We start from the raw sequence: 24,958 nt of genomic DNA, 5'->3' as shown, positions 1-24,958 counted from the left end.
TGGTACGCATGGCGGACAGCCTCTAAGATTCGTCTCATCGACCGGGTGTTTCGCGCGCCCGGCAGGAGCCAAGCATGAAACCCATGGGCGCCCGCCAGGGCATCATCTCGTTGAAAATCAAGGACGCGGCATCGCTGTACAACGCGTACATGCCGTTCCTCAAGCACGGTGGCCTGTTTGCCGCCACGGCGCAATCCTATTCGCTGGGCGACGAGGTGGTTCTGCTGGTGACCCTGGCCGAAGAGACGGAACGCATCTCGGTGGTCGGCAAGGTGGTGTGGGTCAGCCCGGTCGGCGCCCAGGGCAACCGCACCGCCGGCATCGGCATTCATTTCAACGAATCCGGCGATGCGGAGGCCGCCCGAAGCCGGATCGAGAACATCCTGGCCGGCACGCTCAACTCGGAGCGACCCACGCACACGATGTGATGCACGCTCATCACGGCCTGTTTTGTTCGCGACACGCCTGTTTCGTGCAGCTAATTGGCGGGCGATTGGTCGTCAAGGCTTGTTGTACCCCTTCGCACTGATACAATGGCGGGATTCGCGAACCCCTTTCGCGGAACGTCGGACGTCCCTGGCAAATCGCTGCGGACGAGGCTGGATAGCCTGCGGTCTTGACGGCCGGCCGAGTCGAAATCCCCGGACCGTGAGTTGTTCGATCACATCCCACGGTCACTGATGCGCCCAGGGCGCGGAGGTAAGTTGCATCGTGCTTGCCGAATACTGGCCTGTCCTGTTGTTCATCGGCGTTGCTGCCGGCCTTGGCGTGGTGCTGCTGGCCATTGGCCTGCTGGCAGGCCCGCGTCGTCCCGAGGCGGAGAAGCTGGCGCCGTATGAGTGCGGCTTCGAGGCGTTCGAGGACGCCCGCATGCGCTTCGACGTGCGCTACTACCTGCTTGCCATCCTGTTCATCATCTTCGATCTGGAAATCGCCTTCCTGTTTCCGTGGGCGGTGGTCTTCCAGCAGCTCGGCGTGATCGCGCTGATCGAGATGGGCCTGTTCCTGCTGTTGCTGGTCATCGGTTTCGCCTACGTGTGGAAGAAGGGAGCACTCGAATGGGAGTGATGGATTCCGTCAGCCGGGTGATGCACAACCCGGAGCCGTTGAACCTGGTCGACGACATCCTGCTGCCCGCCGGCGACAATCCGGTGGTGCAGCGTGGCTTCGCCACCACCAGCATCGATGCGCTGATGAACTGGGCGCGCACCGGCTCAATGTGGCCGATGACCTTCGGTCTGGCCTGCTGCGCGGTCGAGATGATGCACGCCGGCATGTCGCGCCTGGACCTGGATCGCTACGGCGTGATCTTCCGTCCCAGTCCGCGCCAGTCCGACGTGATGATCGTGGCCGGCACCCTGGTCAACAAGATGGCGCCGGCGCTGCGCAAGGTCTACGACCAGATGCCCGAGCCGAAGTGGGTGATCTCGATGGGCAGTTGCGCCAACGGTGGCGGTTACTACCATTATTCCTATTCCGTGGTGCGCGGTTGCGATCGCATTGTGCCCGTGGACATCTACGTGCCGGGCTGCCCGCCCACGGCCGAAGCGCTGATCCACGGCATTCTGCAGTTGCAGAAGAAGATCCGCCGCACCAGCACCATCGCGCGTTCCTGAAGGCGCAGTCATGACTGATACTCCAAAGACCTCGCTGGCCGGGCAGCTCTCTGCGCGGTTCGGTGACACGCTGACCATCAGCAAGAATCGCAACGAGACCGTTGCCGAGCTGGCTGCCGCCGACCTGATCGCCGTGGCCACTGCGCTGCGCGACGAGCCCGCGTTTCGCTTCAGCGAATTGATCGACCTGTGCGGCATCGATTATCTCGGTTACGGCCAGACCGAATGGGATACCGAGACCGTTTCCGGCACGGGTTTCTCGCGCGGTGTGGAAGGCGAGGCCATGGGTCGGTTCAACTGGGCCGATCGCCCTCGCGGCGACGGCGAGAACCAGCCGCGCCGCTTTGCCGCCGTGATCCAGCTGCTCTCGATTGAACACAACCGTCGCCTGTGCCTGCGCGTATTCTGCGCGGACGATTCCTTGCCGATGGTGCCTTCGCTGACTCTGGTGTGGCCGGGCGTGAACTGGTTCGAGCGCGAGGCCTTCGATCTGTTCGGCATCATTTTCGACGGACACCCGGACCTGCGCCGCATCCTCACCGATTACGGTTTCGTCGGTCATCCGTTCCGCAAGGACTTCCCGCTCATCGGCAACGTCGAAGTGCGCTACGACCCGCAGCAGAAGCGGGTGATCTATGAGCCGGTGTCGATCGAGCCGCGTGTGCTGGTTCCGCGCACCATTCGTGACGATGCCGACCTGGTGCAGGCCAAGGCCGAAGCCGCCGATCACTGGCGGGAGAACTGAGCATGCAAGAGATCCGCAACTACACGATGAACTTCGGCCCGCAGCATCCGGCCGCCCATGGCGTGCTGCGCCTGATCATGGAGATGGACGGCGAGACCATCGTCCGCGCCGATCCGCACGTGGGCCTGCTGCATCGTGGTACCGAGAAGCTGGCTGAGTCCAAGCCGTTCAACCAGTCGATCGGTTACATGGATCGGCTCGACTACGTGTCGATGATGTGCAACGAGCATGCGTATGTGCGCTCGATCGAGACCCTGCTGGGGATCGAGGCGCCGGAGCGTGCGCAGTACATCCGTACCATGTTCGACGAGATCACCCGCATCCTGAACCACCTGATGTGGATCGGCTCGAACGCGCTCGACCTCGGCGCGATGGCGGTGATCCTGTACGCGTTCCGCGAACGCGAAGAATTGATGGACGTCTACGAGGCGGTGTCGGGTGCGCGCATGCATGCCACGTACTACCGTCCGGGCGGCGTCTATCGCGATCTGCCGGAGCAGATGTCGAAGTACCGCGAGTCGCCCTGGCACAAAGGTGCCGACCTGAAGCGTATCAACAGCTGGCGCGAAGGTTCGATGCTCGACTACCTCGAGGCGTTCACCGCGGACTTCCCGACCAAGGTGGACGAGTACGAGGAACTGCTCACCACCAATCGCATCTGGAAGCAGCGCACCGTCGGCATCGGCGTAATCAGCCCGGAACTGGCCCAGCAGTGGGGCATGACCGGCGCGATGCTGCGCGGCTCCGGCGTCGAGTGGGATCTGCGCAAGAAGCAGCCCTACGCAAAGTACGCGGAGATGGATTTCGACATTCCGGTCGGCGTCAACGGCGACTGCTATGACCGCTACCTGGTGCGCGTGGAAGAAATGCGCCAGTCGAACCGGATCATCCAGCAGTGCGTGAAATGGCTGAAGGCCAACCCCGGTCCGGTGATGGTCAAGAATTTCAAGGTCGCGCCGCCCTCGCGGGTCGAGATGAAGGAGGACATGGAAGCCATGATCCATCACTTCAAACTCTTCACCGAAGGCTATTGCGTACCGGCCGGAGAAACCTATTGCGCGGTCGAGGCGCCGAAGGGCGAATTCGGCTGCTACCTGGTTTCCGACGGCGCCAACAAGCCGTTTCGCGTGCATCTGCGCGCACCGGGCTTCGCCCATCTGTCATCCATGGACACCATCGTGCGCGGCCACATGCTCGCCGACGTGGTCGCCATGATCGGTACCTATGACCTCGTGTTCGGCGAAGTGGATCGCTGAGCCGGCACGACGGAGAAACCCATGAAAGCCACCGGACATTTCGAGCAGGTCAGAAACGTTGACCCTCTCGCCCTGCTTACCGAGCACACCCGCCATCACATTGATGCCTGGGCGGCGAAGTTCCCGCCAGACCGCAAGCGGTCGGCGCTGATCCAGGCGCTGTTTGGCGCGCAGGAACAGAACAACGGGTTTCTCACCGACGAACTGATCACCGCGGTCGCGAAGTATCTCGATCTGCCGTCGATCTGGGCGTACGAGGTGGCCAGCTTCTACTCGATGCTGGAGACGAGGCCGGTCGGCCGCAACAACGTGGCGATCTGCACCAATATCTCGTGCTGGCTCAACGGCGCGGAAGAGCTGTTGCGCCATTGTGAGGCGAAGCTCGGCATCAAGGCTGGCGAAAGCACGCCCGATGGTCGCGTGTACCTGAAGCTGGAAGAAGAATGCATCGCGGCGTGCGTGTACGCACCGGCGATGACGGTGAACGGTCATTACCATGAGCGCCTGACCACCGAGAAGATCGACGCGATCCTCGACGGCTTGAGCATGGATGGCCCCGCGCACGGCCACGACGCCGAGGAGAAGCACTGATGGCCGTCGGACCCGCACCCCAGGACCACCAGGTCGTCTACACCACGCTGCATTTCGACAAGCCGTGGGCGATGGAAAGCTACGAGAAGGTCGATGGTTACAAGGCATGGCGCAAGATCCTCGCCGAGAAGCCGGACCCGGCGTCGCTGATCGACGAAATCAAGAAGAGCAGCCTGCGCGGCCGTGGCGGCGCGGGTTTCCCGACCGGCCTGAAGTGGTCCTTCATGCCGAAGGGCGACATGCAGAAGTACATCCTGTGCAACTCGGATGAATCCGAGCCCGGCACGGCAAAGGATCGTGACATCCTGCGCTACAACCCGCATGCGGTGCTCGAGGGCCTGGCCATCGCGTGTTACTGCACGGGTTCCACCGTGGCTTACAACTATCTGCGTGGCGAGTTCCATCACGAGCCCTACGAGCACATCGAAGAGGCGCTGAAGGAAGCCTACGCGGCCGGCCTGCTCGGCAAGAACGTGCAGGGCAGCGGGATCGACGTCGACATCTACAACGCGCTCGGCGCAGGTGCCTACATCTGCGGTGAGGAAACCGCGCTGATGGAATCGCTGGAAGGCAAGAAGGGGCAGCCGCGCTTCAAGCCGCCGTTCCCGGCTGGTTTCGGCCTCTACGGCAAGCCGACCACGATCAACAACACCGAGACCTACGCCTCGGTGCCGGCGATCCTGCGCAACGGCGCAGACTGGTTCCTCAATATCGGCAAGCCGAACAATGGCGGCCCGAAGATCTTCTCGGTCTCCGGTCACGTGAACAATCCGGGCAACTTCGAAATCCGTCTCGGCACACCGTTCTCCGAACTGCTGGAGATGGCCGGTGGCGTGCGTAACGGGCACAAGCTCAAGGCGGTGATCCCGGGCGGTTCGTCGATGAAGGTGTTGCCGGCTGACGTGATGCTGGAAAGCACGATGGATTACGACTGCCTGCAGAAGGCGGGTTCGGGCCTGGGTTCGGGCGCCGTCATCGTGATGGACGAGACCACTTGCATGGTCAAGGTCTGCCACCGCATCTCGCGCTTCTACATGGCGGAATCCTGCGGCCAGTGCACGCCGTGCCGTGAAGGCACCGGCTGGATGCACCGCGTGTTGACCCGCATCGTCGAGGGGCGGGGCACCGAGGAAGACCTGCATCGCCTCAAGGCGATCGCCGGTCAGATCGAAGGCCACACCATCTGCGCGTTTGGCGAAGCCGCCGCGTGGCCGGTGCAGGGTTTCCTGGCCCGCTTCTGGAATGAATTCGAATACTTCGTGCAGCACGGTCGCTCGATGGTCGAGGACAGGCTTGCACAAGCCAACTCTGGAGTTGCTGCATGAGTGCGCAGCCGACCGGCGCCGCGCCGGATCTGATCAACATCGAGGTCGACGGCAAGCCGACGCAGATCCGCAAGGGCGCGATGATCATCGAGGCCGCCGATGCGATCGGCGTGTCGATCCCGCGTTTCTGCTACCACCGCAAGCTGCCGATTGCCGCAAACTGCCGCATGTGCCTGGTCGATGTGGAGATGGGCGGCAAGCTCATGCCCAAGCCGCAGCCGGCTTGCGCCACGCCCGTGGCCGAAGGCATGAAGGTGATGACGCGCTCGGACAAGGCGCTGAAATTCCAGAAAGACGTGATGGAATTCCTGCTGATCAACCACCCGCTGGATTGTCCGATCTGCGACCAGGGCGGCGAGTGCGAGCTGCAGGACGTGGCGCTGGGTTATGGTCGCAGCGTGTCACGCTACACCGAGCGCAAGCGCACCGTGGCCGACGAGAACATCGGACCGCTGGTTGCCACCGAGATGACCCGTTGCATCCAGTGCACCCGTTGTGTGCGCTTCACCAGCGAGATCGCCGGTACCCATGAACTGGGCGGCATGAATCGCGGTGAGAACCTGCAGATTGGAACGTATATCGGCAAGACGGTGGAAACCGAGTTGTCCGGCAACATCATCGATGTCTGCCCGGTGGGCGCACTGACCAACAAGCCATTCCAGTTCAAGGCGCGCGCCTGGGAACTGGTCGCCAAGCCGTCCATCGGCTACCACGATGCACTCGGTTCCAACCTCTGGCTGCACACGCGCCGTGGTGAAGTGTTGCGTACCGTGCCGCGCGACAACGAGTCCGTCAACGAGTGCTGGTTGTCCGATCGCGACCGTTACAGCCATCAAGGCATGTACGCGCAAGACCGCATCGCGGCGCCCGAGATCAAGCGCAACGGCCAGTGGCAGGTGGTGGGTTGGGAAGAAGCCTTGCAGTTTGCCGGCGAAGCCTTGAAGAAGGCGCCGGGCAGCGAGCTGGGCATTCTGCTGCATCCGGCCACCTCGAACGAGGAGGGTGATCTGCTGATGCGCCTGGCCCGTGGGCTGGGCAGTGCCCACGTCGACCATCGCCTGCGCCAGCTCGATTTTTCCGACAACGCGGTGGCCCGCCCGTTTGGCTTGCCGGTTGCCGAAGTCGGGCAGATCCGCGCGGCCTTGCTGGTCGGTTCCGACCTGCGCCACGAAATGCCTTTGCTGAATCATCGCGTGCACCAGGCGACCAAGAAGGGCGCCAAGGTCTACGCGGTCAATCCGGTGCATTTCGACTTCAATTACAAACTGGCCAGTGAGGCGATCGTTGCCCCGTTGGCGTTGGTTGACGCGTTGCTTGCACTGGCCAAGGCGGCAGTTGTCGCGGGTGCCTCGGCGCCCACAGCGCTGGCCGATGCGATCGGCGCGGTGCAGGCCAATGACGGTGACAACGACACGATCGCGGCGCTGAAGTCCGGCCATGCGGTGGTGATCCTCGGCGAGGCCGCGGTAACTCATCCGCAAGCCTCCTGGTTGCGTGCGATTGCCCGTTTCATTGCCGAAGCCACCGGTGCCGGCTACGACGAGTTGCCGGTCGGCGCGAATGCCATTGGCCTGGCGCAACTTGGCGTGACGCCGGGCAACGGCGGTCTCGATGCGCAGGCCATGCTGGCCCAGCCACGCAAGAGCTACGTGTTGTACGGCGTCGAGCCGCCGCATGATTTTGCCGACGGTGCCGCCGCCTTGAAGGCGCTCGGTGCAGCGGAGCAGGTGGTGGCGTTCAGCGCCTACGCCGGTCCCGCGCTGCGCGAGGTGGCAGATGTCATTCTGCCGATCGCCTTGTTGCCGGAAACCGAGGCCACCCTGGTCAACGTCGACGGGTTGGCCCAGGGCGTGGTCGCTGGTGCCAAGGCCCCGGGTCAAGCCCGGCCGGGCTGGAAGGTGTTGCGCGCGCTGGGCGGCGCACTGCAGCTGGCCGGTTTTGAATTCGACGATCTGGCCGGCTTGCGTGACGGCATCAGCGCCCGGGCGGTATCCGATCGCAGCGGGTTGGCAGAGCGCACCCCCAGTAGCGGTCTCCGCCGCCTCGCTACCTGGCCGATCTACCGAACGGACGCCGTGTTGCGTCGTGCCACGGCGCTCAACGCGCATCCGCTCAATCGTGCGCCGGCTGTACGCCTGAACGCGGAAGAGGCGGCGCGCCAAGGGCTGGCCGCCGGTAGTCCGGTGCGTGTCGCCGCGACGACGCTGTCCGCGGTGATTGATGCTTCCGTGCCCGATGGCGCGGTCTGGATCGAGGCCGCGCATGATCTCACTGCCACGCTGCCGCCGTATGGCGCGTCCATCACCCTGAGCAAGGCTTAAGCAGATGCTTGATCAACTCATCCATCAGCTCGTCGTGCCGGTCCTGTATATCCTGGCGATCGTGTTGCCGCTGGTCATTGCGGTGGCGATGTTCGTCTACTGGGAGCGCAAGGTCCTCGGCTGGATGCACTCGCGCATGGGGCCGAACAAAGTGGGCCCATGGGGCTTGCTGCAGGCCTTTGCCGACGTGGTGAAGCTGCTGATCAAGGAGGTGATTCTGCCGACCAAGGCGAACCGCTTCCTGTACTACCTGGCACCGATGATCGCGCTGGTTCCTGCGCTGGCGGTGTGGGCGGTCGTCCCGTTCAGCAGCTCGATGGTGTTGTCCAATGCCAACGCCGGCGTGTTGTATCTGCTGGCAATGACGTCGATGGGCGTGTACGGCATCATCATCGCCGGCTGGGCGTCGAACTCGCGCTACGCGCTGCTCGGCGCGATGCGTTCGGCGGCGCAGGTGATCTCCTACGAACTGGCCATGGGCTTGTGTCTGGTTTGCGTGCTGGTGCTCGCCGGCTCGCTCAACCTCACCGACATCGTCAACGCACAGGCCGGCAGCAAGGGTATTTTCGACTGGTTCTGGTTGCCGCTGCTGCCGGTGTTCGTGATCTATTTCATCTCCGGCGTGGCCGAAACCAACCGTGCGCCGTTCGACGTCGCCGAGGGTGAATCGGAAATCGTCGCCGGCTTCCACGTGGAATATTCCGGGTCGGCGTTCGCGCTGTTCTTCCTGGCTGAATACGCCAGCATGATCCTGGTCAGCTTCCTCGCCGCCATCCTGTTCATGGGCGGCTGGTTGTCGCCGTTCCCGACATCGTGGGGTTTCATCGGTCTTGGTGGCTTCCCCTGGCTGCTGATCAAGGCCTTCCTGTTCTCCTTCATGTTCCTGTGGTTCCGCGCCACCTTTCCGCGCTATCGCTATGACCAGATCATGCGGCTGGGCTGGAAGGTGTTCATCCCCATCGCCATTGCGTGGGTTTTCGTGGCGGGCCTGATGAAGTACTACGGCCTGGTCAGCATCGGCGCGGGGGCCTGAGCATCCAATGAATCGCATTACCCACTATTTCAAGAGCCTGCTGCTGGTAGAGCTGTTCCAGGGCATGGGTTTGACCATGCGTTACATGTTCAAGCCGAAGTACACGATGCGCTACCCGATGGAGCACATCCCCAAATCCAACCGCTTCCGTGGATTGCACGCGCTGCGTCGCTACGCGAACGGCGAGGAGCGCTGCATCGCGTGCAAGCTGTGCGAGGCAGTGTGCCCGGCATTGGCAATCACCATCGATTCCGCGCCCCGTGAAAGCGACGGCCAGCGTCGCACCACCCGCTACGACATCGACCTGTTCAAGTGCATCTTCTGCGGCTTCTGCGAGGAGAGCTGCCCGGTGGACTCCATCGTCGAGACCTCGATCCACGAGTATCACTTCGAGAACCGTGGCGAGAACGTGGTGGACAAGCAGAAGCTGCTGGCCATCGGCGACCGCTTTGAACAGCAGATCGCTGCCGACCGCGCGCAAGATGCGGCGTACCGCTGAGGCCTATCGATGAATCCCCAACTGCTCCAACTCATTTGTTTTTATGCCTTCAGTTTTGTCACCGTGGCGGCAGCCTTGTCGGTGATCACCCTGAAGAACTCGGTGCACGCGGTGCTGGCACTGGTGCTCACGTTCTTCAGCGCCGCCTGTCTGTGGCTGCTGCTCGAGGCTGAGTTCCTTGCACTGGCACTGATCGTGGTCTACGTCGGCGCGGTCATGGTGCTGTTCCTGTTCGTGGTGATGATGCTCGACATCGACCAGGAAAAGATGCGCGAGGGCTTCGTCAAGTTCCTGCCGATCGGCTTGTTCGTGGCGGTGGTGATGCTGGCCGAAATGCTTGGTCTGATCGGTGTGCGTGCGCTGCAGTCGCATTTGATGGGTGCAGATCCGGCGACGGCCGCCGGCGTGTCCAATACCGCGTGGCTGGGTCGCGCACTGTATACGCGGTTCCTGCTGCCGTTCGAAATTGCGGCGCTCATCCTTACCGTGGGTATCGTCGCCGCGGTGGCACTGACTTTGCGCGAGCGCCGTGACGCCCGTTACGAGTCGGCCAGCCAGCAGGTCAAGGCGGATCCGACCCGCCGCGTGCGCATCGTGAAGATGGCGGCTGTCCGTCCCGACGAATCGACCGAATCCCAGGAGTCGCAGCCATGATCACGCTAGCGCACTACATCGTGCTTGGCGCGGTGCTGTTCTGCATCGCCGTCGCCGGCCTGTTCATCAACCGCAAGAACGTGATCGTGCTGTTGATGTCGATCGAGTTGATGCTGCTGGCCGTGAACATGAACTTCGTGGCGTTCTCACGCTTCCTCGGCGACGTGTCGGGGCAGGTGTTCGTGTTCTTCATTCTCACCGTGGCCGCGGCTGAAGCTGCCATCGGCCTGGCGATCCTGGTGCTGCTGTTCCGTACGCGCAGCACGATCAATATCGCCGACATCGACAGCATGAAGGGTTGAACCGATGCAGCTTTCGACATCCATCCTGCTGACGATCGCGCTGGCGCCGCTGGTCGGTTGCCTGCTTGCCGGGTTCTTCGCCAAGTTAATCGGGCGTGCCGGCTCGCACAGCGTGACCATTCTCGGCCTGCTTATTTCCTGTGCGCTGTCGTTCTACGTGCTTTACCAACTGACCTTGGGAGGCGCCGCGGAATACAACCAGAACCTCTATACCTGGTTCCAGATCGGTCCGTTCAACGCCAGCGTCGGGTTCATGGTCGATCGTCTCACCGCGATGATGCTGGTGGTGGTGAGTTTCGTGTCGCTGCTGGTGCATGTGTACACCATCGGCTACATGCGCGATGACCCGGGCTATACCCGTTTCTTCAGCTACATCTCGCTGTTCACCTTCTCGATGTTCATGCTGGTCATGAGCAACAACTTCATGCAGCTGTTCTTTGGCTGGGAAGCCGTGGGTCTGGTGTCGTACCTGCTGATCGGCTTCTGGTACAAGCGGCCGACCGCGATCTTCGCGAACCTGAAGGCGTTCCTGGTCAACCGCGTGGGCGACTTCGGTTTCCTGCTCGGCATTGCGGCAGTGTTGTACTTCCTGGGCACGCTGGACTACGCCACCGCGTTCAACGCGGCACCCGGCCTGGTCGGCAAGACCTTGCAGATCACGGCGCACACGCAGTGGGACGCGGCCACGGTGATCTGCATCTGCCTGTTCATCGGCGCGATGGGCAAGTCGGCGCAGGTGCCGTTGCACGTGTGGCTGCCCGACTCGATGGAAGGCCCGACCCCGATCTCCGCCCTGATCCACGCGGCGACCATGGTCACCGCCGGCATCTTCATGGTGGCGCGCATGTCGCCGCTGTTCGAGTTGTCGTCGACCGCGCTGAGCTTCGTGCTGGTAATCGGCGCGACCACGGCGCTGTTCACCGGTTTGATTGGCATCGTCCAAAATGACATCAAGCGGGTGATTGCTTACTCCACCCTGTCGCAGCTGGGTTACATGACGGTGGCGCTGGGCGTGTCGATGTATTCGGGTGCGGTGTTCCACCTTATGACGCATGCGTTCTTCAAGGCGCTGCTGTTCCTCGGCGCGGGCTCGGTGATCATCGCGATGCACCACGAGCAGGACATGCGCTACATGGGCGGCCTGCGCAAGTACATGCCGATCACCTGGATCACCATGTGGATCGGTTCGCTGGCGCTGGTGGCGATCCCGTTCACCTCGGGCTTCTACTCGAAGGACGCGATCATCGAAGCCGTCGGCGAGTCGCATCGCTGGGGTGCGCATTACGCCTACTTCTGCGTGATGGCCGGCGCGCTGGTGACGGGTCTGTACACGTTCCGCCAGATGTACCTGACCTTCCACGGCAAGGAGCGTTTCACCGTGGTCGAGCAGCATGGTCATGGCCATGACGGGCATGACGATCACGGTCACCACGAGCCGGGCGTCCTGGCGCATGCGCCAAAGGAGTCGCCGTGGGTGGTGACCCTGCCGCTGGTGCTGCTGGCCATTCCGTCGCTGCTGGTGGGCTTCTTCACGGTCGGTCCGATGCTGTTCGGCAACTGGTTCGGCAGCGCGATTCACGTGGATGAGGCGAACAACGTGCTGGCCGAACTGGGCCAGGAATTCCACGGCGCGACCGCGATGGCGCTGCACGGATTCACCCAGCTTCCGTTCCTGCTGGTGCTGATAGCCTTTGTCACTTGCACCTACATCTACCTGTTCAACCCGGCGCTGGCCGGCCGCATCAAGTCCGCGCTGAAGCCTCTGTGGACGGTGCTTGACCGGAAGTACTGGGTCGACAATCTGTATTTTGCGGTGTTTGCCCGTGGCGGCGTGATGCTCGGTCGCCTGTTCTGGAAGGCTAGCGAGACCGCGGTGATCGATGGCGCGATGGTCAATGGCTCGGTGAGCCTGGTGCATCGCGTTGCCGCGACCGCGCGCCGGCTGCAGTCGGGTTACCTCTATCACTACGCTTTCGCGATGATTCTCGGCCTGATCCTGCTGCTTGGCGGGTATTGGTTCCTCGGTTCCATGCCGGTCGGGCAATAAGGGAAACAGATCCATGTTCAATCATTTGCTCAGCCTGCTGATCTGGCTTCCTGTTCTCGGTGCGATCCCGGTGCTGCTTGCCGGCACGGCCCGTCCCAACCTGGCGCGCTGGCTGTCGCTGCTGGTCGCGGTGCTGACTTTCGTGGTCAGCCTGTTCCTGCTGGTGCAGTACGACCCCGCTGGCAGCACCATGCAATTGGTGGAAAGCCATCTGTGGATTGCCTCATGGGGCGTCCATTACGGGTTGGCGGTTGACGGCATCTCGGTGGCCCTGATCGTGATGACCACCTTCGTCGGCATTCTGGTGATTGCCGGTGCCTGGGAAGTCATCCAGGACAAGCCGCACCAGTACATGGCCGCGATGCTGATGCTGGAAGGCCTGCTGATCGGCGTGTTCTGCGCCACCGACGCGCTGCTGTTCTACGCGCTGTTCGAGGCGATCCTGATCCCGATGTTCATCCTGATCGGCATCTGGGGTGGGCCGCGCCGCGTGTATGCGACGCTGAAGTTCTTCATCTACACGTTCTTCGGCTCGGTCTTCATGCTGATCGCGCTGTTGTACCTGTACCAGAAGGCGCACACGTTCGACCTGGCCACGCTGGCGGCATTGCCGCTGACGATGAAAGAGCAGACCTGGATCTTTTTCGCGTTCCTGATCGCCTTCGCGATCAAGGTGCCGATGGTGCCGGTGCACACCTGGCTGCCGGACGCGCACGTGGAGGCGCCAACCGGTGGTTCAGTGGTGCTGGCGGCGGTGATGCTGAAGGTCGGTACCTACGGCATGCTGCGCTTCATCCTGCCGATCGTGCCGGATGCCGGTGCGCACTTCGCGTGGATCATCATCGCACTGAGTCTGGTTGCGGTCGTCTACATCGGCTACGTCGCGCTGGTGCAGGAGGACATGAAGAAGCTGGTGGCGTATTCGTCGGTGGCCCACATGGGCTTCGTCACGCTGGGCATCTTCATCGCATTTGCGCTGGTGCGCGAGCAGGGCAATACCGACATGGCCCAGCTCGGCATGCAGGGTGCGATGATCCAGATGATTTCGCACGGCTTCGTCTCCGGCGCGATGTTCACCTGCATCGGCGTCATGTATGACCGTCTGCATACCCGTGCAATCAAGGATTACGGCGGCGTCATCAACGTGATGCCGTGGTTCGGGTTCTTCTACGTGCTGTTCGCGATGGCCAACTGCGGCCTGCCGGGTACCAGCGGTTTCGTCGGCGAATTCATGGTGATCCTGGCCAGTTTCGCAGCAAATCCGTGGATTGCGCTGTTCGCCGCGTTCACTCTGATCATCGGCGCGGCCTACACGCTGTGGCTGGTCAAGCGCGTGCTGTGGGGTGACATCACCAATCCGCACGTGGCCGAGATGAAGGAAATCAACGGTCGTGAGACCTTCGTACTGGCGGCCTTTGCCGCCGCCGTGCTGGCGCTGGGTATCTGGCCGCAGCCACTGGTCCATTTGATGGACGGTTCGGTGGCGCATTTGGTGCAACAGCTCGCCATTCACAAGATTTGATCGGGACAAGACATGCCAACACTGAATGACATCCTGATCCTGTTGCCGGAGTTCTACCTGGTGGCAGCGGTGTGCCTGCTGTTGTTGCTGGACGCTTTCATGAAGCCCGAGCAGCGTCCGCTGCTGCACTGGATTTCGATCGCGGTTCTGCTGGTGGCGATCTATCTGGTGATCGCCGGTCAACCGCCGCAGGCGGTAAGCGCATTCGGCGGCATGTTCCTGCGCGACGACGTGGCCGAGATCCTCAAGGTGTTCGTGCTGGGCACGACTGCAATGGTCTTTGTCTATGCGCGTCCGTACCTGATCGATCGCAAGCTGCTCGGCGGCGAGTTCTACACCCTGATGATCTTCGCGGTGATCGGCATCATGCTGCTGGTTTCGGCCGGCAACCTGGTGACGGTGTATCTGGGGCTGGAACTGTTGTCGCTGTCTTCCTATGCGCTGGTGGCTCTGAATCGCGATGCGAAGCTGCCGCCGGAGGCGGCGATCAAGTACTTCGTGCTGGGTGCGCTGGCCTCGGGCATGCTGCTGTATGGCATGTCGATGGTCTACGGCGCTTCCGGCATGGGCGGCACTCCGACCCTGGAGTTGGCGCAATTGCACGATGTCATGAGCTACACCACGGCACCGACGTTGCTGCTGTTCGGCCTGATCTTCATGATCGTCGGCATCGGTTTCAAACTGGGTGCGGCACCTTTCCACATGTGGATCCCGGACGTCTATCAGGGTGCGCCCACGCCGGTGACCACCTTCATCGCCTCGGGTTCAAAGCTGGCTGCATTCGGCATGGCCTGGCGCCTGCTCGACGGAGGCATGGGCGATCTGGCGCATCAATGGCAACTGATGCTGGCCGTGCTGGCAGTGCTTTCGCTGGCGATCGGCAACCTGGTCGCGATCGTGCAGACCAACCTCAAGCGCATGCTGGCGTATTCGACCATTTCGCACATGGGCTATCTGCTGCTCGGCCTCGCGGCCGCCGGACCGGAAGGCTATGCGGCAGCGATGTTCTACGCGATCTGCTACGCACTGATGGGTGTGGCGGCGTTTGGCGTGATGCTGGCGATGAGCCGGGCAGGGTTCGAGTGCGAGGAAATCGCCGACCTGAAGGGCCTCAACCAGAAATCACCGTGGATGGCTTTCCTGATGCTGCTGGCGATGTTCTCGCTGGCCGGCGTGCCGCCGCTGTTCGGTTTCTGGGCCAAGGTGCTGGTGCTGGAAGCGGCCATCCACGCCGACATGCTGTGGCTTGCGATCGTCGGTGTCGTGTTTGCGATCATCGGTCTGTACTACTACCTGCACGTGGTGAAGGTGATGTACTTCGACAAGCCGGCTGAAGGCAGCCAGTTGCAGGCGCAGGCCGACAAGCCGCTGCGCGTGGTGTTGTCGATCAATGCACTGTCGCTGCTGGCTCTGGGCTTGTATTGGGGACCGTTGCTGGGCTGGTGTCGCCGCGCGTTCGGTCTTTGAATCGTGGATTGAAGGGAATTGGGGTGGATTGAGGCTTGCAAGAATCCGGCCACCTCGGTAAACTCTCTGGACTCTGATGCGGGGTGGAGCAGTCTGGCAGCTCGTCGGGCTCATAACCCGAAGGTCGCAGGTTCGAATCCTGCCCCCGCTACCAGATCTTTCTTGTTGCAAGAAAGCCTCCTCGGAGGCTTTTTTGTTGGGCGCACGGATGCGTCGTGCCTGGCGGCCTTGGCAGCCAAGCGCACCGGAAAGAGCTGCACGAGGAGGAACATCGGCGTGATAAGGAAATGGGCCGTTGGAGCCCATTTTTTGTTTCTGCCGTTCTGACGGAGTGAGTCGGGAAGACGATCATGGATACACAGGCACTGGCACAGCGCTTCACCGAGGTACTGACCGATCTGGGTCTGGAATGCCTTGGGGTGGAATTCAATCCTTCGCACGGGCAGAGTACCCTTCGCGTTTACCTGGACTTGTTGAACAAGGATGCCGGTGACGGCGAGCGTCGCGAGGTGGGCATCGAGGATTGCGAGACAGCCAGTCGCGAATTGTCCGCCCTGCTGGACGTGGAAGACCCGATTCCGGGCAATTACGTGCTGGAGGTTTCTTCGCCTGGTCTTGATCGCCCCCTGTTCACTGCCGAACAATTTGCGCGGGTCGATGGGCAGGAAGTGAAAGTGTTGCTGAAATCGCCGCTCGAAGGACGCCGTCGCCTGCGTGGCAAGCTGGTTTCGGTGAATGGCGAGCACATCGTTCTGGAAGCCGAAGGAAAAGCCTTCGAGTTCGATCATTCGCTGGTGGAAAGTGCGCGGGTTGTGCCGGACTGGGTGGCGCTGGGTTATGCGCCGCAGCCCAAGCCCGGCGGCAAGGCTCCGGGCAAGAAAGTCATTTGATGCGGCCATCCGTGGCCGCGTTCCAGGTTTTGTGTTCCGGGATGATGAACACAACAATTTAACCATCGGTATCCGGACCGGATACCCACGGAGTTGCAGCAATGAGCAAAGAACTTTTGCTGGTCGTCGACGCGGTCGCCAATGAAAAGGGCGTGCCGGAAGAAGTGATTTTCGAGGCGATGGAGGCCGCGCTGGCTTCGGCCGCGAAGAAGCGCTATCCCGACGAGGAGCCCGACGTTCGTGTCTCGATCAATCACGACACCGGCGAGTACGAGACTTTCCGTCGCTGGGAGATCATTGCCGATGACGGCGAGATGGAAGATCCCTCGTACCAGCTGCGCCTGATGGATGCGCTGGACGAACGTGCGGATGCCGAGGTCGGTGAATACATCGAACAGCAGGTCGAGAACGCCGAGTTCGGCCGTATCGCAGCGCAGGCCGCCAAACAGGTGATCGTGCAGCGCGTGCGCGAAGCCGAGCGCCAGCAGGTGGTCGATGCGTTCGCCGATCGTGTGGGCGAGCTCGTCACCGGTATCGTCAAGCGCGTCGAGCGCGGCAATATCTACCTCGATCTGGGCAGCAATGCTGAAGCCTTCATTCCGCGCGACAAGACGATTCCGCGCGAGTCGGCCCGCGTCGGCGACCGCGTGCGCGGTTATCTCTATGAAGTGAAATCCGAAGCACGCGGCCCGCAGCTGTTTGTGTCGCGCGCTGCGCCCGAATTCATGATCGAGCTGTTCAAGCTGGAAGTGCCGGAAGTCGGCCAGGGTCTGGTCGAGATCAAGGGCTGCGCCCGTGATCCGGGTGACCGCGCCAAGATCGCCGTGCTGGCCCACGACAGCCGCACCGATCCGATCGGTGCATGCATCGGCATGCGTGGTTCGCGTGTGCAGGCGGTGTCGAACGATCTGAACGGCGAACGTGTCGATATCATCCTGTGGCACGAGAACCAGGCGCAATTCGTCATCAATGCGATGGCGCCGGCCGAAGTGCAGTCCATCATCATGGATGAGGAAAAGCACTCGATGGACATCGCGGTAGCCGAAGACAAGCTGTCCCAGGCTATTGGCCGTGGCGGCCAAAACGTGCGCTTGGCCAGCAAGCTGACCGGTTGGCAGCTGAATGTGATGACCCAGGATCAGGTCACCGCCAAGAGCGAGTCCGAGCAGGAGGCCGCGCGCCAGTTGTTCATGGACAAGCTCGAAGTGGATCAGGAGATCGCGGTCATTCTGGTGCAGGAAGGTTTCTCCAGCATCGAAGAGATCGCCTACGTGCCCAGCGCCGAACTGCTGGCCGTGGAGGGTTTCGACGAAGACATCGTCGAGGAACTGCGTGCCCGCGCCCGCGACGCGCTGCTGACCGAGGCACTGGCGGTGGAAGAGGGCGTGGACGAACATCAGCCTTCCGACGAGCTGCTGGCGCTCGAAGGCATGGATGAGGCCACCGCTTACGCGCTGGCATCGCGCGAAGTGACAACGGTCGACGACCTGGCCGATCTGGCGGTGGATGACCTGATCGATATCGAAGGCATGGACGAGGAGCGCGCTGCGGCGCTGATCATGGCTGCACGAGCGCCGATGATCGCGCAACTGGAGAAAGGCGGCTAACCGCGGACGGCAACACCCGGGATGGGTGTGTCGCGAAAGGCTTCCCAGCAAGCCTTTCACCACGGATGGAGGTGGCGGTAGTGATAATGCCGCACAGATGATAAGCGCGGGAACGGCGGAGCAAAGAACACGATGTCGGACGTCACGATCAAACAATTGGCCCAGGTTCTGGGCATGCCGGTCGACAAGTTGCTGACGCAGCTTGGCGAGGCGGGCATGAAATTTTCCGACCAGGAACAGGTCATCAGCAGCACCGAGAAGGTGAAGCTGCTTGGCTTCCTGCGCCGCACGCATGGCAAGAGCGAGGCTGCGGCCGAGGTCGATGACAGTGCGCCTCGCCAGATCACTCTGAGGCGACGTACGGTCGGCGAACTGAAGGTTGCCACGCCGGGTGGGCGCGGTGCGGCGGCCTCGGCCAAGACCGTCAACGTCGAGGTGCGTGCCAAGCGCACCTACGTCAAGCGCAGCGTGATTGCCGAAGAGGCCAGCGCCGAGCCCGAGCGCGAAGACGCCGTGCGAAAGCTGCAGGAATCGCAGCAGCAGCGCGAGCAGGAAGATCGGGAGCGCAGCGAGGCCGAGGAGCGCCGTCAGGCAGAGGCACGGCAGCACGCGCTGGACGAACAGCACAAGGCAGAGCAGGAACAGAAGCGGCGCGAAGCCGAAGCTGCCGCGACCGCGGTAGCGCCGTCGGCTGCGCCCGAGAAGGCCGAGGTGGCGACTCCGGAGCCCGAGCAGGCAGCCGAAGTCCCGACTCCGGCTCCGACTGCGGCAGCAGATGACGCCTCCACGGTGCAGCGCATCGATCAGCGCGAGCTGGGCATGATCCTGCCGCGCATCCATGAGCCGCGCAAACGCGAGAAGCTGGTCAAGCCGGTCGCGCCCCCTGCTGCTCCAGCAGCGCCCGTCCGTCCGGCAGCGGCAGCCGCCGCCACGACGACCACGGCCGCCGCAGCGACGGGTACCGATGCTCGCGGCAAGCCCAAGCATTCGCGCGAACGCGCCGAATCGCCGGGCAACAAGGAAAATCGAGAGGCCGGAAAACGCTTTGCCGGTGGCCAGATGCATCTGAGCGAAGCCGATCGCGCCCGTCGTTCGTCCTCCAGTGGCAAGCGCGGCAAGCCCGGCCGTGGCAACTCGCGTGACTCCATGCGTGGCAGTTCTGCTGCGCCGAGCGGTCCGCACGGTTTCTCCCGCCCGACCGCGCCGGTGGTGCGTGAAGTGGTAGTGGGCGATACCAATGTCGTCGCCGAGCTTGCACAGAAGATGGCGGTCAAGGGTTCGGAGGTGGTCAAGGCCCTGTTCAAGATGGGCGTCATGGCCACCATCAACCAGACGATCGATCACGACACCGCCGTGCTGGTGGTCGAGGAGCTCGGTCATACGCCGGTGGCGGACAATCAGAACAACGCCGAGGAAACGCTGGCGGCGCATACCCAAAACATCGAGCTGGAAGGGGACAAGGTCACCCGTCCGCCGGTGGTCACGATCATGGGCCATGTTGATCACGGCAAGACTTCGTTGCTCGACTACATCCGCCGCGCCAAGGTCGCCTCCGGCGAAGCCGGCGGCATCACCCAGCATATCGGCGCGTACCACGTGGAAACGTCCAAGGGCGTGATCACGTTCCTGGACACTCCCGGCCATGCCGCGTTTACCTCGATGCGCGCCCGTGGCGCGCAGTCGACCGACATCGTGATTCTGGTGGTGGCTGCCGACGATGGCGTGAAGCCGCAGACCATCGAGGCGGTCAAGCATGCACGTGCCGCCAAGGTGCCGATCATCGTGGCGGTCAACAAGATGGACAAGGACGGTGCCAATCCGGACAACGTCAAGCAGGGTCTGGTCGCGCAGGAAGTGGTGCCGGAAGACTGGGGCGGCGACGTGCAGTTCGTGCCGGTATCAGCCAAGACCGGCATGGGCGTCGAGGATCTGCTTGATGCGATCTCGATCCAGGCCGAAGTGATGGAGTTGAGGGCAGTGGCCGATGGCCGTGCCTCCGGCGTGGTGATCGAATCCAGCCTGGATCGCGGTCGTGGCCCGGTGGCTACCGTACTGGTGCAGCAGGGTACGCTGAAGAAGGGCGACTTCGTGGTGTGCGGCATTGAATACGGCCGCATGCGCGCACTGATCGATGAAACCGGCAAGCAGGTGCAGGAAGCCGGCCCGTCGATCCCGGTGCAGGTGCTTGGTCTGTCCGGCGTGCCGGAAACCGGCGATGACTTTGTCTGCGTCGAAGACGAGCGTCTGGCCCGCGAAGTGGCACAGGAGCGTGAGCTCAAGCGTCGCGAAACCCGTATGGTCAGCAAGAGCAACCGGCTTGAAGACATCATCGCGAAGATGGGTCAGGGCGTGGAGCAGCAGACCCTCAACATCCTGGTCAAGGGCGACGTGCAGGGCTCTGTTGAAGCGTTGCGTGAGTCGCTGACCCAGATCGGCAACGACCGGGTTCGCGTCAACGTGGTCGCCTCCGGTGTCGGTGGCATCACCGAGTCCGACGCCACACTGGCGGCGGCATCGAAGGCGCTCGTCATCGGCTTCAACGTCCGCGCTGACGCGTCTGCGCGCAAGGTCATCGAGACCAGCGGCCTCGACGTGCGCTATTTCTCGATCATCTATGACGTGATCGATCAGGTGACCCAGGCGGCCACCGGTCTGCTGGGCATGGAAGTCCGCGAGGACATCATCGGCCTGGCCGAAGTGCGCGATGTCTTCCGCAGTTCGAAGTTTGGTGCCGTGGCCGGTTGCATGGTCACCGAAGGTACGGTCAAGCGCAGCAAGCCGATCCGCGTGTTGCGCGACAACGTGGTGATCTTCGAAGGTGAGCTGGAATCGCTGCGCCGCTTCAAGGAACTGGTCGAGGAGGTGCGTAACGGCATGGAATGCGGTATCGCCGTGAAGCAGTACAACGACGTCAAAAAGGGCGACCAGATCGAGTGCTTCGAACGCACCGAAGTGGCACGCACGCTGTAACAGCGCAAGTCGGGAACGGGGAACAAAGCTGCGAGGCTTCCCCGTTCCCCGTTCCCCATCTTCAACCGGTTCCCCGTCTCATGCCCTCCCGCGATTTCAAACGTACTGACCGCATCGGCGCCGAATTGCGTCGTGAACTCGGCTTGCTGGTGCACGCCGCCGTGCGTGACCATGGCTTGCCGTCGGTCAGTGTCTCGGATGTGGAGATCACGCGCGACCTGGACTGGGCCACGGTATGGGTCACCGCCTTGATGCCTGAGCAGGGACTGCCTGCAGTCAAGGCGTTGAACGAGATGGGCCACGAAATTCGTCATTCGCTGGCACACAGCGGCATGCGCATGCGCCGGGTGCCGGAACTGAAGTTCAAGTACGACGATTCCGTCGACAAGGGCGAGCGGATCGAGTCGTTGCTGCGCGAGCAGGCACGCACCCTCCCTGCGTCGGACACCGATTCGCAGGACTGACCGTTGTCCGGATCCTTGCTGAATCGATGAGTCGCCAGTCCCGCATCCAGTTCCGTGATCTGCACGGCATCGTCTTGCTCGACAAGCCACTGGGCCTGAGCTCGAACCAGGCATTGCAGTCGGTTCGTCGTTTGCTGCGTGCGTCCAAGGGTGGTCATACCGGGGCGCTCGATCCGTTGGCGACCGGTTTGTTGCCCCTGTGTTTTGGCGAGGCCACCAAGCTGGCTGGCAGTCTGCTGGGCGCGCGCAAGGCGTATCTTGCCGAGTGCCGACTGGGCATCACCACCGACACGGCCGACAGCGAAGGCGAGATCACCGGGCAGCGACCGGTGCCGCGACTGGACGAAGCCACGATCGACGCGGCCCTGAACAAATTGCGGGGTCACATCTTGCAGGTGCCGCCGATGTATTCGGCGCTGAAGCAGGATGGCGAACGGCTTTATGTGAAGGCGCGTCGCGGGGAAATGGTGGACGTGCCGGCCCGCGAGGTGGACGTGCATCGTTTCGAACTGCTGTCTCGTGAGGGCGACACCTTGCGTCTGCTCGTGGAATGCGGCTCGGGTACCTATATCCGCTCGCTGGCGGTGGACCTTGGTGAGGATCTTGGCTGTGGCGCACACCTGACCGCGCTGCGCAGGATCTGGGTCGAGCCGTTTCGCGAGCCCCGGATGGTGACCATCGCCCAGCTCGAAAGCGCGGCGGCGCAGGGCGACGAGGCTCTGCTGTCGTGGTTGCAGCCGGTATCCGCCGGTCTGTCGGATCTTCCGGTCCTGCAGCTGGACGAAGCGCAAAGCATGGCCATCTCACGCGGCCAGCAGATCATTTTGCCGGGCTTGCAGGAATCGGGGCGCTGCGCGGCTTATGCCTGCGATGGCGCACTGCTGGCCTTGCTGGAGCCGGATGAGGAGGGGCGCGCCCGTGTCATTCGCGGGTTCAATCTGCCACCCGGTTGACTGATTTGCGCTGAACAGGCCTCGCGCACTTGTTGTAACAGGTCTCCGGTCAGTAGAATAGACAAGTTATTTCAACGCTTTCATTCAACTAGGCGAAGCTTGCGCTTGCGTCATCGCCGATGATGCAAGCGCAAGCTTCGCATCGCCTTATCAAGGAAACGTACTCCATGTCCCTTACCGCAGAACAGACCGGCAAGATCATTGCTGACTTCGGCCGCGTGCCGAACGATACCGGTTCGACCGAAGTCCAGGTGGCGCTCCTGTCCGCCCGCATCGACCATCTCACCGGCCACTTCAAGGAGCACAAGCAGGATCACCATTCCCGCCGTGGCCTGCTGAAGCTGGTCAATCAGCGCAAGCGTCTTCTCAGCTACCTGAAAGATCGCGATCTCGCGCGCTATCAGACCCTGATCGAGCGTCTCGGCCTGCGCCGCTGATTCGCCTGCGTTCCTTCGTGAACGCAAAGATCAAGAAGCGCCCGTCGCTGGGCGCACTTCTCAATCAGATCAGGAATCAATCACGTGGCAAAAGTAACCAAGTCATTCCAGTACGGTAATCACGAAGTCACGCTGGAGACGGGCGAAATTGCCCGCCAGGCATCCGGTGCGGTCATGGCCAGCATGGGCGGCACCGTGGTGCTGGTCACTGCGGTCGCTGCGACCAAGCAGAAGGAAGGCCAGGATTTCTTCCCGCTCACCGTCGACTACGTGGAGAAGTTCTACTCCGCCGGTCGCATCCCCGGTGGCTTCTTCAAGCGTGAAGGTCGCCCGACCGAGAAAGAGACGCTGACCTCGCGTCTGATCGATCGTCCGGTGCGTCCGCTGTTCCCGGAAGACTTCAAGAATGAAGTGCAGGTCATCGCCCAGGTCGTCTCGCTGAACCCGGAAGTCGACGGCGACATCGTCGCGTTGCTGGGCGCGTCCGCCGCGCTGAGTCTGGCCGGCATCCCGTTCAAGGGTCCGATCGGCGCCGCCCGGGTCGGTTACGCCAATGGAAAATACCTGCTGAATCCGTCGGCCACCGAGCTGAAGACCTCCGAGCTGGATCTGGTCGTCGCCGGTACCGCCGGCGCCGTGCTGATGGTCGAATCCGAAGCGAAGCTGCTGTCCGAGGACGTGATGCTCGGCGCGGTGATGTTCGGTCACCAGCAGATGCAGACCGCCATCCGCGCGATCGCCGAGCTGGCCACCGAAGCCGGCAAGCCGTCGTGGGACTGGAAGGCACCGGCACGCAATGAGTCGCTGGTCGCCGCCGTCAAGGGCGCGGTCGGCGATCAGCTGACTGCCGCGTTCCAGGTACGTGACAAGCTGGAGCGTCGCGACGCGATCTCCGCGATCAAGTCCGACGTGCTGGCCGGTCTCAAGGCGCAGGCCGAAGAGAATGGCTGGTCCACCGGCGCGATGGCCAAGGAGTTCGAGGAACTCGAATACCACACCATGCGCGACAGCGTGCTGAAGACCAAGGTTCGCATCGACGGTCGTCAGCTCGACGACGTGCGCGCGATCACCGCCCGTGTCGGCGTGCTGCCGCGTACCCACGGCTCGGCGCTGTTCACCCGCGGCGAAACCCAGGCGCTGGTCGTGATCACGCTGGGCACCACGCGCGACGCACAGATCATCGACGCGCCCGGTGGCGAGTCGAAGGATCCGTTCCTGTTCCATTACAACTTCCCCCCGTTCTCGGTGGGTGAGGCGGGTCGCTTCGGCGCGCCGAAGCGTCGCGAGATCGGCCACGGCCGTCTCGCCAAGCGCGGCGTGCAGGCGGTCAAGCCGTCGATCGAGGAATTCCCGTACGTGGTGCGCGTGGTCTCGGAAATCACCGAGTCCAACGGCTCCTCGTCGATGGCCTCGGTGTGCGGTTCCTCGCTGGCGATGATGGATGCCGGCGTGCCGCTGAAGGCGCCGGTGGCCGGTATCGCCATGGGTCTGGTCAAGGAAGGCAGCGACTTCGTGGTGCTGTCCGACATCCTGGGTGATGAAGATCACCTCGGCGACATGGACTTCAAGGTGGCCGGTAGCGCCGAAGGCATCTCCGCGCTGCAGATGGACATCAAGATCGATGGCATCACCGAAGAGATCATGAAGGTCGCGCTGGCCCAGGCCAAGCAGGGTCGCCTGCATATCCTCGGCGAGATGAGCAAGGCGCTCACCACCGCTCGTACGGAAATGAGCGAGTTTGCTCCGCGCCTGATCACCATCAAGATCCACCCGGACAAGATCCGCGAAGTGATCGGCAAGGGCGGCGCCACGATCCGCTCGATCACCGAAGAAACCGGCACCACGATCGACATCAGCGACGACGGCACCATCATCGTCGGCTCGGTCAATCGCGAGGCGGGTGAAGCGGCGAAGAAGCGCATCGAGCAGATCACCTCGGACGTCGAGCCGGGCCGCATCTACGAGGGCAAGGTCGCCAAGCTGATGGACTTCGGTGCCTTCGTGACGATCATGCCGGGCAAGGATGGTCTGGTGCACGTGTCGCAGATCTCCGACGAGCGCGTCGAGAAGGTTTCCGACAAGCTGAAGGAAGGCGACATCGTCAAGGTCAAAGTGCTCGAAGTGGACAAGCAGGGTCGCATCCGCCTGTCGATGAAGGCCGTGACCGAGGAAGAGCGCGCGGGTGGTCCGACCGCCTGAGCTTCTCCGTCAAGCGATTTCACAAGGCCCGGCTCATGCCGGGCCTTGTGCATTCTGGCG

The 24,958-nt window shown here is 62.6% G+C and carries 22 protein-coding genes and 1 tRNA gene; all 23 read left to right on the top strand.

All coding sequences use genetic code 11. The features are described 5' to 3' along the window. Positions 1-74 precede the first annotated feature (74 nt). The 23 genes from ACVWWQ_RS03430 to pnp all read left to right on the top strand — a co-directional run bounded on the left by ACVWWQ_RS03430 (position 75) and on the right by pnp (position 24,898). Positions 75-428: a PilZ domain-containing protein gene (locus ACVWWQ_RS03430; protein ID WP_007805201.1), complete on the top strand. Its 354-nt coding sequence runs from the start codon at positions 75-77 to the stop codon at positions 426-428. Positions 429-711: 283 nt separating this feature from the next. Then, the gene (locus tag ACVWWQ_RS03425) at positions 712-1,068 is read left to right on the top strand and encodes an NADH-quinone oxidoreductase subunit A (RefSeq protein ID WP_007805203.1); all 357 of its coding nucleotides are present in this window, start codon (positions 712-714) and stop codon (positions 1,066-1,068) included. Further along, the gene (locus ACVWWQ_RS03420; protein WP_007805204.1) at positions 1,059-1,616 is read left to right on the top strand and encodes a NuoB/complex I 20 kDa subunit family protein; all 558 of its coding nucleotides are present in this window, start codon (positions 1,059-1,061) and stop codon (positions 1,614-1,616) included. The genes ACVWWQ_RS03425 and ACVWWQ_RS03420 overlap by 10 nt, the downstream gene beginning before the upstream one ends. A 10-nt stretch (positions 1,617-1,626) precedes the next feature. Beyond that, complete coding sequence (locus tag ACVWWQ_RS03415; RefSeq protein WP_133949977.1) at positions 1,627-2,361, top strand: NADH-quinone oxidoreductase subunit C; 735 nt, start codon at positions 1,627-1,629, stop codon at positions 2,359-2,361. A gap of 2 nt (positions 2,362-2,363) precedes the next feature. After that, positions 2,364-3,617 carry an NADH-quinone oxidoreductase subunit D gene (locus ACVWWQ_RS03410; protein WP_099651904.1) on the top strand — a complete coding sequence of 418 codons (1,254 nt, stop codon included), beginning with the start codon at positions 2,364-2,366 and terminating at the stop codon, positions 3,615-3,617. Positions 3,618-3,638: 21 nt separating this feature from the next. After that, positions 3,639-4,208, top strand: a complete 570-nt coding sequence (nuoE, locus tag ACVWWQ_RS03405) for an NADH-quinone oxidoreductase subunit NuoE (RefSeq protein WP_133949979.1) — start codon at positions 3,639-3,641, stop codon at positions 4,206-4,208. Further along, positions 4,208-5,533, top strand: coding sequence for an NADH-quinone oxidoreductase subunit NuoF (gene nuoF / locus ACVWWQ_RS03400; RefSeq protein WP_133949981.1), 1,326 nt, complete (start codon positions 4,208-4,210; stop codon positions 5,531-5,533). Before nuoE ends, nuoF begins: the two co-directional genes overlap by 1 nt. Then, entirely contained in the window at positions 5,530-7,854 is a 2,325-nt protein-coding gene (gene nuoG / locus ACVWWQ_RS03395; RefSeq protein ID WP_133949984.1) for an NADH-quinone oxidoreductase subunit NuoG, read from the top strand. Before nuoF ends, nuoG begins: the two co-directional genes overlap by 4 nt. Positions 7,855-7,858: 4 nt before the next feature. Further along, the gene (nuoH, locus tag ACVWWQ_RS03390; protein ID WP_099651908.1) at positions 7,859-8,887 is read left to right on the top strand and encodes an NADH-quinone oxidoreductase subunit NuoH; all 1,029 of its coding nucleotides are present in this window, start codon (positions 7,859-7,861) and stop codon (positions 8,885-8,887) included. A 7-nt stretch (positions 8,888-8,894) separates the two neighbouring features. Then, positions 8,895-9,386, top strand: coding sequence for an NADH-quinone oxidoreductase subunit NuoI (gene nuoI / locus ACVWWQ_RS03385; RefSeq protein WP_099651909.1), 492 nt, complete (start codon positions 8,895-8,897; stop codon positions 9,384-9,386). Between the two features lie 9 nt (positions 9,387-9,395). Further along, entirely contained in the window at positions 9,396-10,040 is a 645-nt protein-coding gene (locus tag ACVWWQ_RS03380) for an NADH-quinone oxidoreductase subunit J (RefSeq protein WP_099651910.1), read from the top strand. Continuing rightward, positions 10,037-10,342 (top strand): NADH-quinone oxidoreductase subunit NuoK, encoded by a 306-nt coding sequence (gene nuoK, locus ACVWWQ_RS03375; protein ID WP_007805214.1) that lies wholly within the window; start codon positions 10,037-10,039, stop codon positions 10,340-10,342. The genes ACVWWQ_RS03380 and nuoK overlap by 4 nt, the downstream gene beginning before the upstream one ends. Positions 10,343-10,346: 4 nt before the next feature. After that, positions 10,347-12,389 (top strand): NADH-quinone oxidoreductase subunit L, encoded by a 2,043-nt coding sequence (gene nuoL / locus ACVWWQ_RS03370; protein ID WP_133949986.1) that lies wholly within the window; start codon positions 10,347-10,349, stop codon positions 12,387-12,389. A gap of 13 nt (positions 12,390-12,402) precedes the next feature. Beyond that, positions 12,403-13,911, top strand: a complete 1,509-nt coding sequence (locus ACVWWQ_RS03365; RefSeq protein ID WP_099651912.1) for an NADH-quinone oxidoreductase subunit M — start codon at positions 12,403-12,405, stop codon at positions 13,909-13,911. Between the two features lie 12 nt (positions 13,912-13,923). Next, entirely contained in the window at positions 13,924-15,378 is a 1,455-nt protein-coding gene (gene nuoN, locus ACVWWQ_RS03360; RefSeq protein ID WP_133949988.1) for an NADH-quinone oxidoreductase subunit NuoN, read from the top strand. A 77-nt stretch (positions 15,379-15,455) separates the two neighbouring features. After that, positions 15,456-15,532, top strand: a tRNA-Met gene (locus ACVWWQ_RS03355). 196 nt (positions 15,533-15,728) lie between these two features. Further along, on the top strand, positions 15,729-16,268 hold the full coding sequence (locus ACVWWQ_RS03350) for a ribosome maturation factor RimP (RefSeq protein WP_133949990.1): 540 nt from the start codon (positions 15,729-15,731) through the stop codon (positions 16,266-16,268). 101 nt (positions 16,269-16,369) lie between these two features. Beyond that, a complete protein-coding gene (nusA, locus tag ACVWWQ_RS03345; protein WP_099651915.1) occupies positions 16,370-17,875 on the top strand; it encodes a transcription termination factor NusA in 1,506 nt (501 codons plus the stop codon). A 132-nt stretch (positions 17,876-18,007) separates the two neighbouring features. Beyond that, positions 18,008-20,845 (top strand): translation initiation factor IF-2, encoded by a 2,838-nt coding sequence (gene infB, locus ACVWWQ_RS03340; RefSeq protein WP_133949992.1) that lies wholly within the window; start codon positions 18,008-18,010, stop codon positions 20,843-20,845. 80 nt (positions 20,846-20,925) lie between these two features. Then, on the top strand, positions 20,926-21,309 hold the full coding sequence (gene rbfA, locus ACVWWQ_RS03335) for a 30S ribosome-binding factor RbfA (protein ID WP_099651917.1): 384 nt from the start codon (positions 20,926-20,928) through the stop codon (positions 21,307-21,309). A gap of 26 nt (positions 21,310-21,335) precedes the next feature. Then, entirely contained in the window at positions 21,336-22,262 is a 927-nt protein-coding gene (truB, locus tag ACVWWQ_RS03330) for a tRNA pseudouridine(55) synthase TruB (RefSeq protein WP_133949994.1), read from the top strand. Between the two features lie 167 nt (positions 22,263-22,429). Further along, entirely contained in the window at positions 22,430-22,699 is a 270-nt protein-coding gene (rpsO, locus tag ACVWWQ_RS03325) for a 30S ribosomal protein S15 (protein ID WP_007513234.1), read from the top strand. 84 nt (positions 22,700-22,783) lie between these two features. Beyond that, on the top strand, positions 22,784-24,898 hold the full coding sequence (gene pnp, locus ACVWWQ_RS03320) for a polyribonucleotide nucleotidyltransferase (protein ID WP_133949996.1): 2,115 nt from the start codon (positions 22,784-22,786) through the stop codon (positions 24,896-24,898). The last annotated feature ends 60 nt before the right edge of the window (positions 24,899-24,958 follow it).

The sequence above is a fragment of the Rhodanobacter sp. TND4EL1 genome, from assembly GCF_054061035.1.
This window is presented reverse-complemented; position numbering and strand designations above follow the sequence as displayed.

Excerpts from the sequence above, each read along its gene's own strand:
- ACVWWQ_RS03430 (WP_007805201.1), top strand. The coding sequence starts at position 75 with ATGAAACCCATGGGCGCCCGCCAGGGCATCATCTCGTTGAAAATCAAG.
- ACVWWQ_RS03420 (WP_007805204.1), top strand. The coding sequence starts at position 1,059 with ATGGGAGTGATGGATTCCGTCAGCCGGGTGATGCACAACCCGGAGCCG.
- ACVWWQ_RS03415 (WP_133949977.1), top strand. The coding sequence starts at position 1,627 with ATGACTGATACTCCAAAGACCTCGCTGGCCGGGCAGCTCTCTGCGCGG.
- ACVWWQ_RS03410 (WP_099651904.1), top strand. The coding sequence starts at position 2,364 with ATGCAAGAGATCCGCAACTACACGATGAACTTCGGCCCGCAGCATCCG.
- nuoE (WP_133949979.1), top strand. The coding sequence starts at position 3,639 with ATGAAAGCCACCGGACATTTCGAGCAGGTCAGAAACGTTGACCCTCTC.
- nuoF (WP_133949981.1), top strand. The coding sequence starts at position 4,208 with ATGGCCGTCGGACCCGCACCCCAGGACCACCAGGTCGTCTACACCACG.
- nuoG (WP_133949984.1), top strand. The coding sequence starts at position 5,530 with ATGAGTGCGCAGCCGACCGGCGCCGCGCCGGATCTGATCAACATCGAG.
- nuoH (WP_099651908.1), top strand. The coding sequence starts at position 7,859 with ATGCTTGATCAACTCATCCATCAGCTCGTCGTGCCGGTCCTGTATATC.
- nuoI (WP_099651909.1), top strand. The coding sequence starts at position 8,895 with ATGAATCGCATTACCCACTATTTCAAGAGCCTGCTGCTGGTAGAGCTG.
- ACVWWQ_RS03380 (WP_099651910.1), top strand. The coding sequence starts at position 9,396 with ATGAATCCCCAACTGCTCCAACTCATTTGTTTTTATGCCTTCAGTTTT.
- nuoK (WP_007805214.1), top strand. The coding sequence starts at position 10,037 with ATGATCACGCTAGCGCACTACATCGTGCTTGGCGCGGTGCTGTTCTGC.
- nuoL (WP_133949986.1), top strand. The coding sequence starts at position 10,347 with ATGCAGCTTTCGACATCCATCCTGCTGACGATCGCGCTGGCGCCGCTG.
- ACVWWQ_RS03365 (WP_099651912.1), top strand. The coding sequence starts at position 12,403 with ATGTTCAATCATTTGCTCAGCCTGCTGATCTGGCTTCCTGTTCTCGGT.
- nuoN (WP_133949988.1), top strand. The coding sequence starts at position 13,924 with ATGCCAACACTGAATGACATCCTGATCCTGTTGCCGGAGTTCTACCTG.
- ACVWWQ_RS03350 (WP_133949990.1), top strand. The coding sequence starts at position 15,729 with ATGGATACACAGGCACTGGCACAGCGCTTCACCGAGGTACTGACCGAT.
- nusA (WP_099651915.1), top strand. The coding sequence starts at position 16,370 with ATGAGCAAAGAACTTTTGCTGGTCGTCGACGCGGTCGCCAATGAAAAG.
- infB (WP_133949992.1), top strand. The coding sequence starts at position 18,008 with ATGTCGGACGTCACGATCAAACAATTGGCCCAGGTTCTGGGCATGCCG.
- rbfA (WP_099651917.1), top strand. The coding sequence starts at position 20,926 with ATGCCCTCCCGCGATTTCAAACGTACTGACCGCATCGGCGCCGAATTG.
- truB (WP_133949994.1), top strand. The coding sequence starts at position 21,336 with ATGAGTCGCCAGTCCCGCATCCAGTTCCGTGATCTGCACGGCATCGTC.
- rpsO (WP_007513234.1), top strand. The coding sequence starts at position 22,430 with ATGTCCCTTACCGCAGAACAGACCGGCAAGATCATTGCTGACTTCGGC.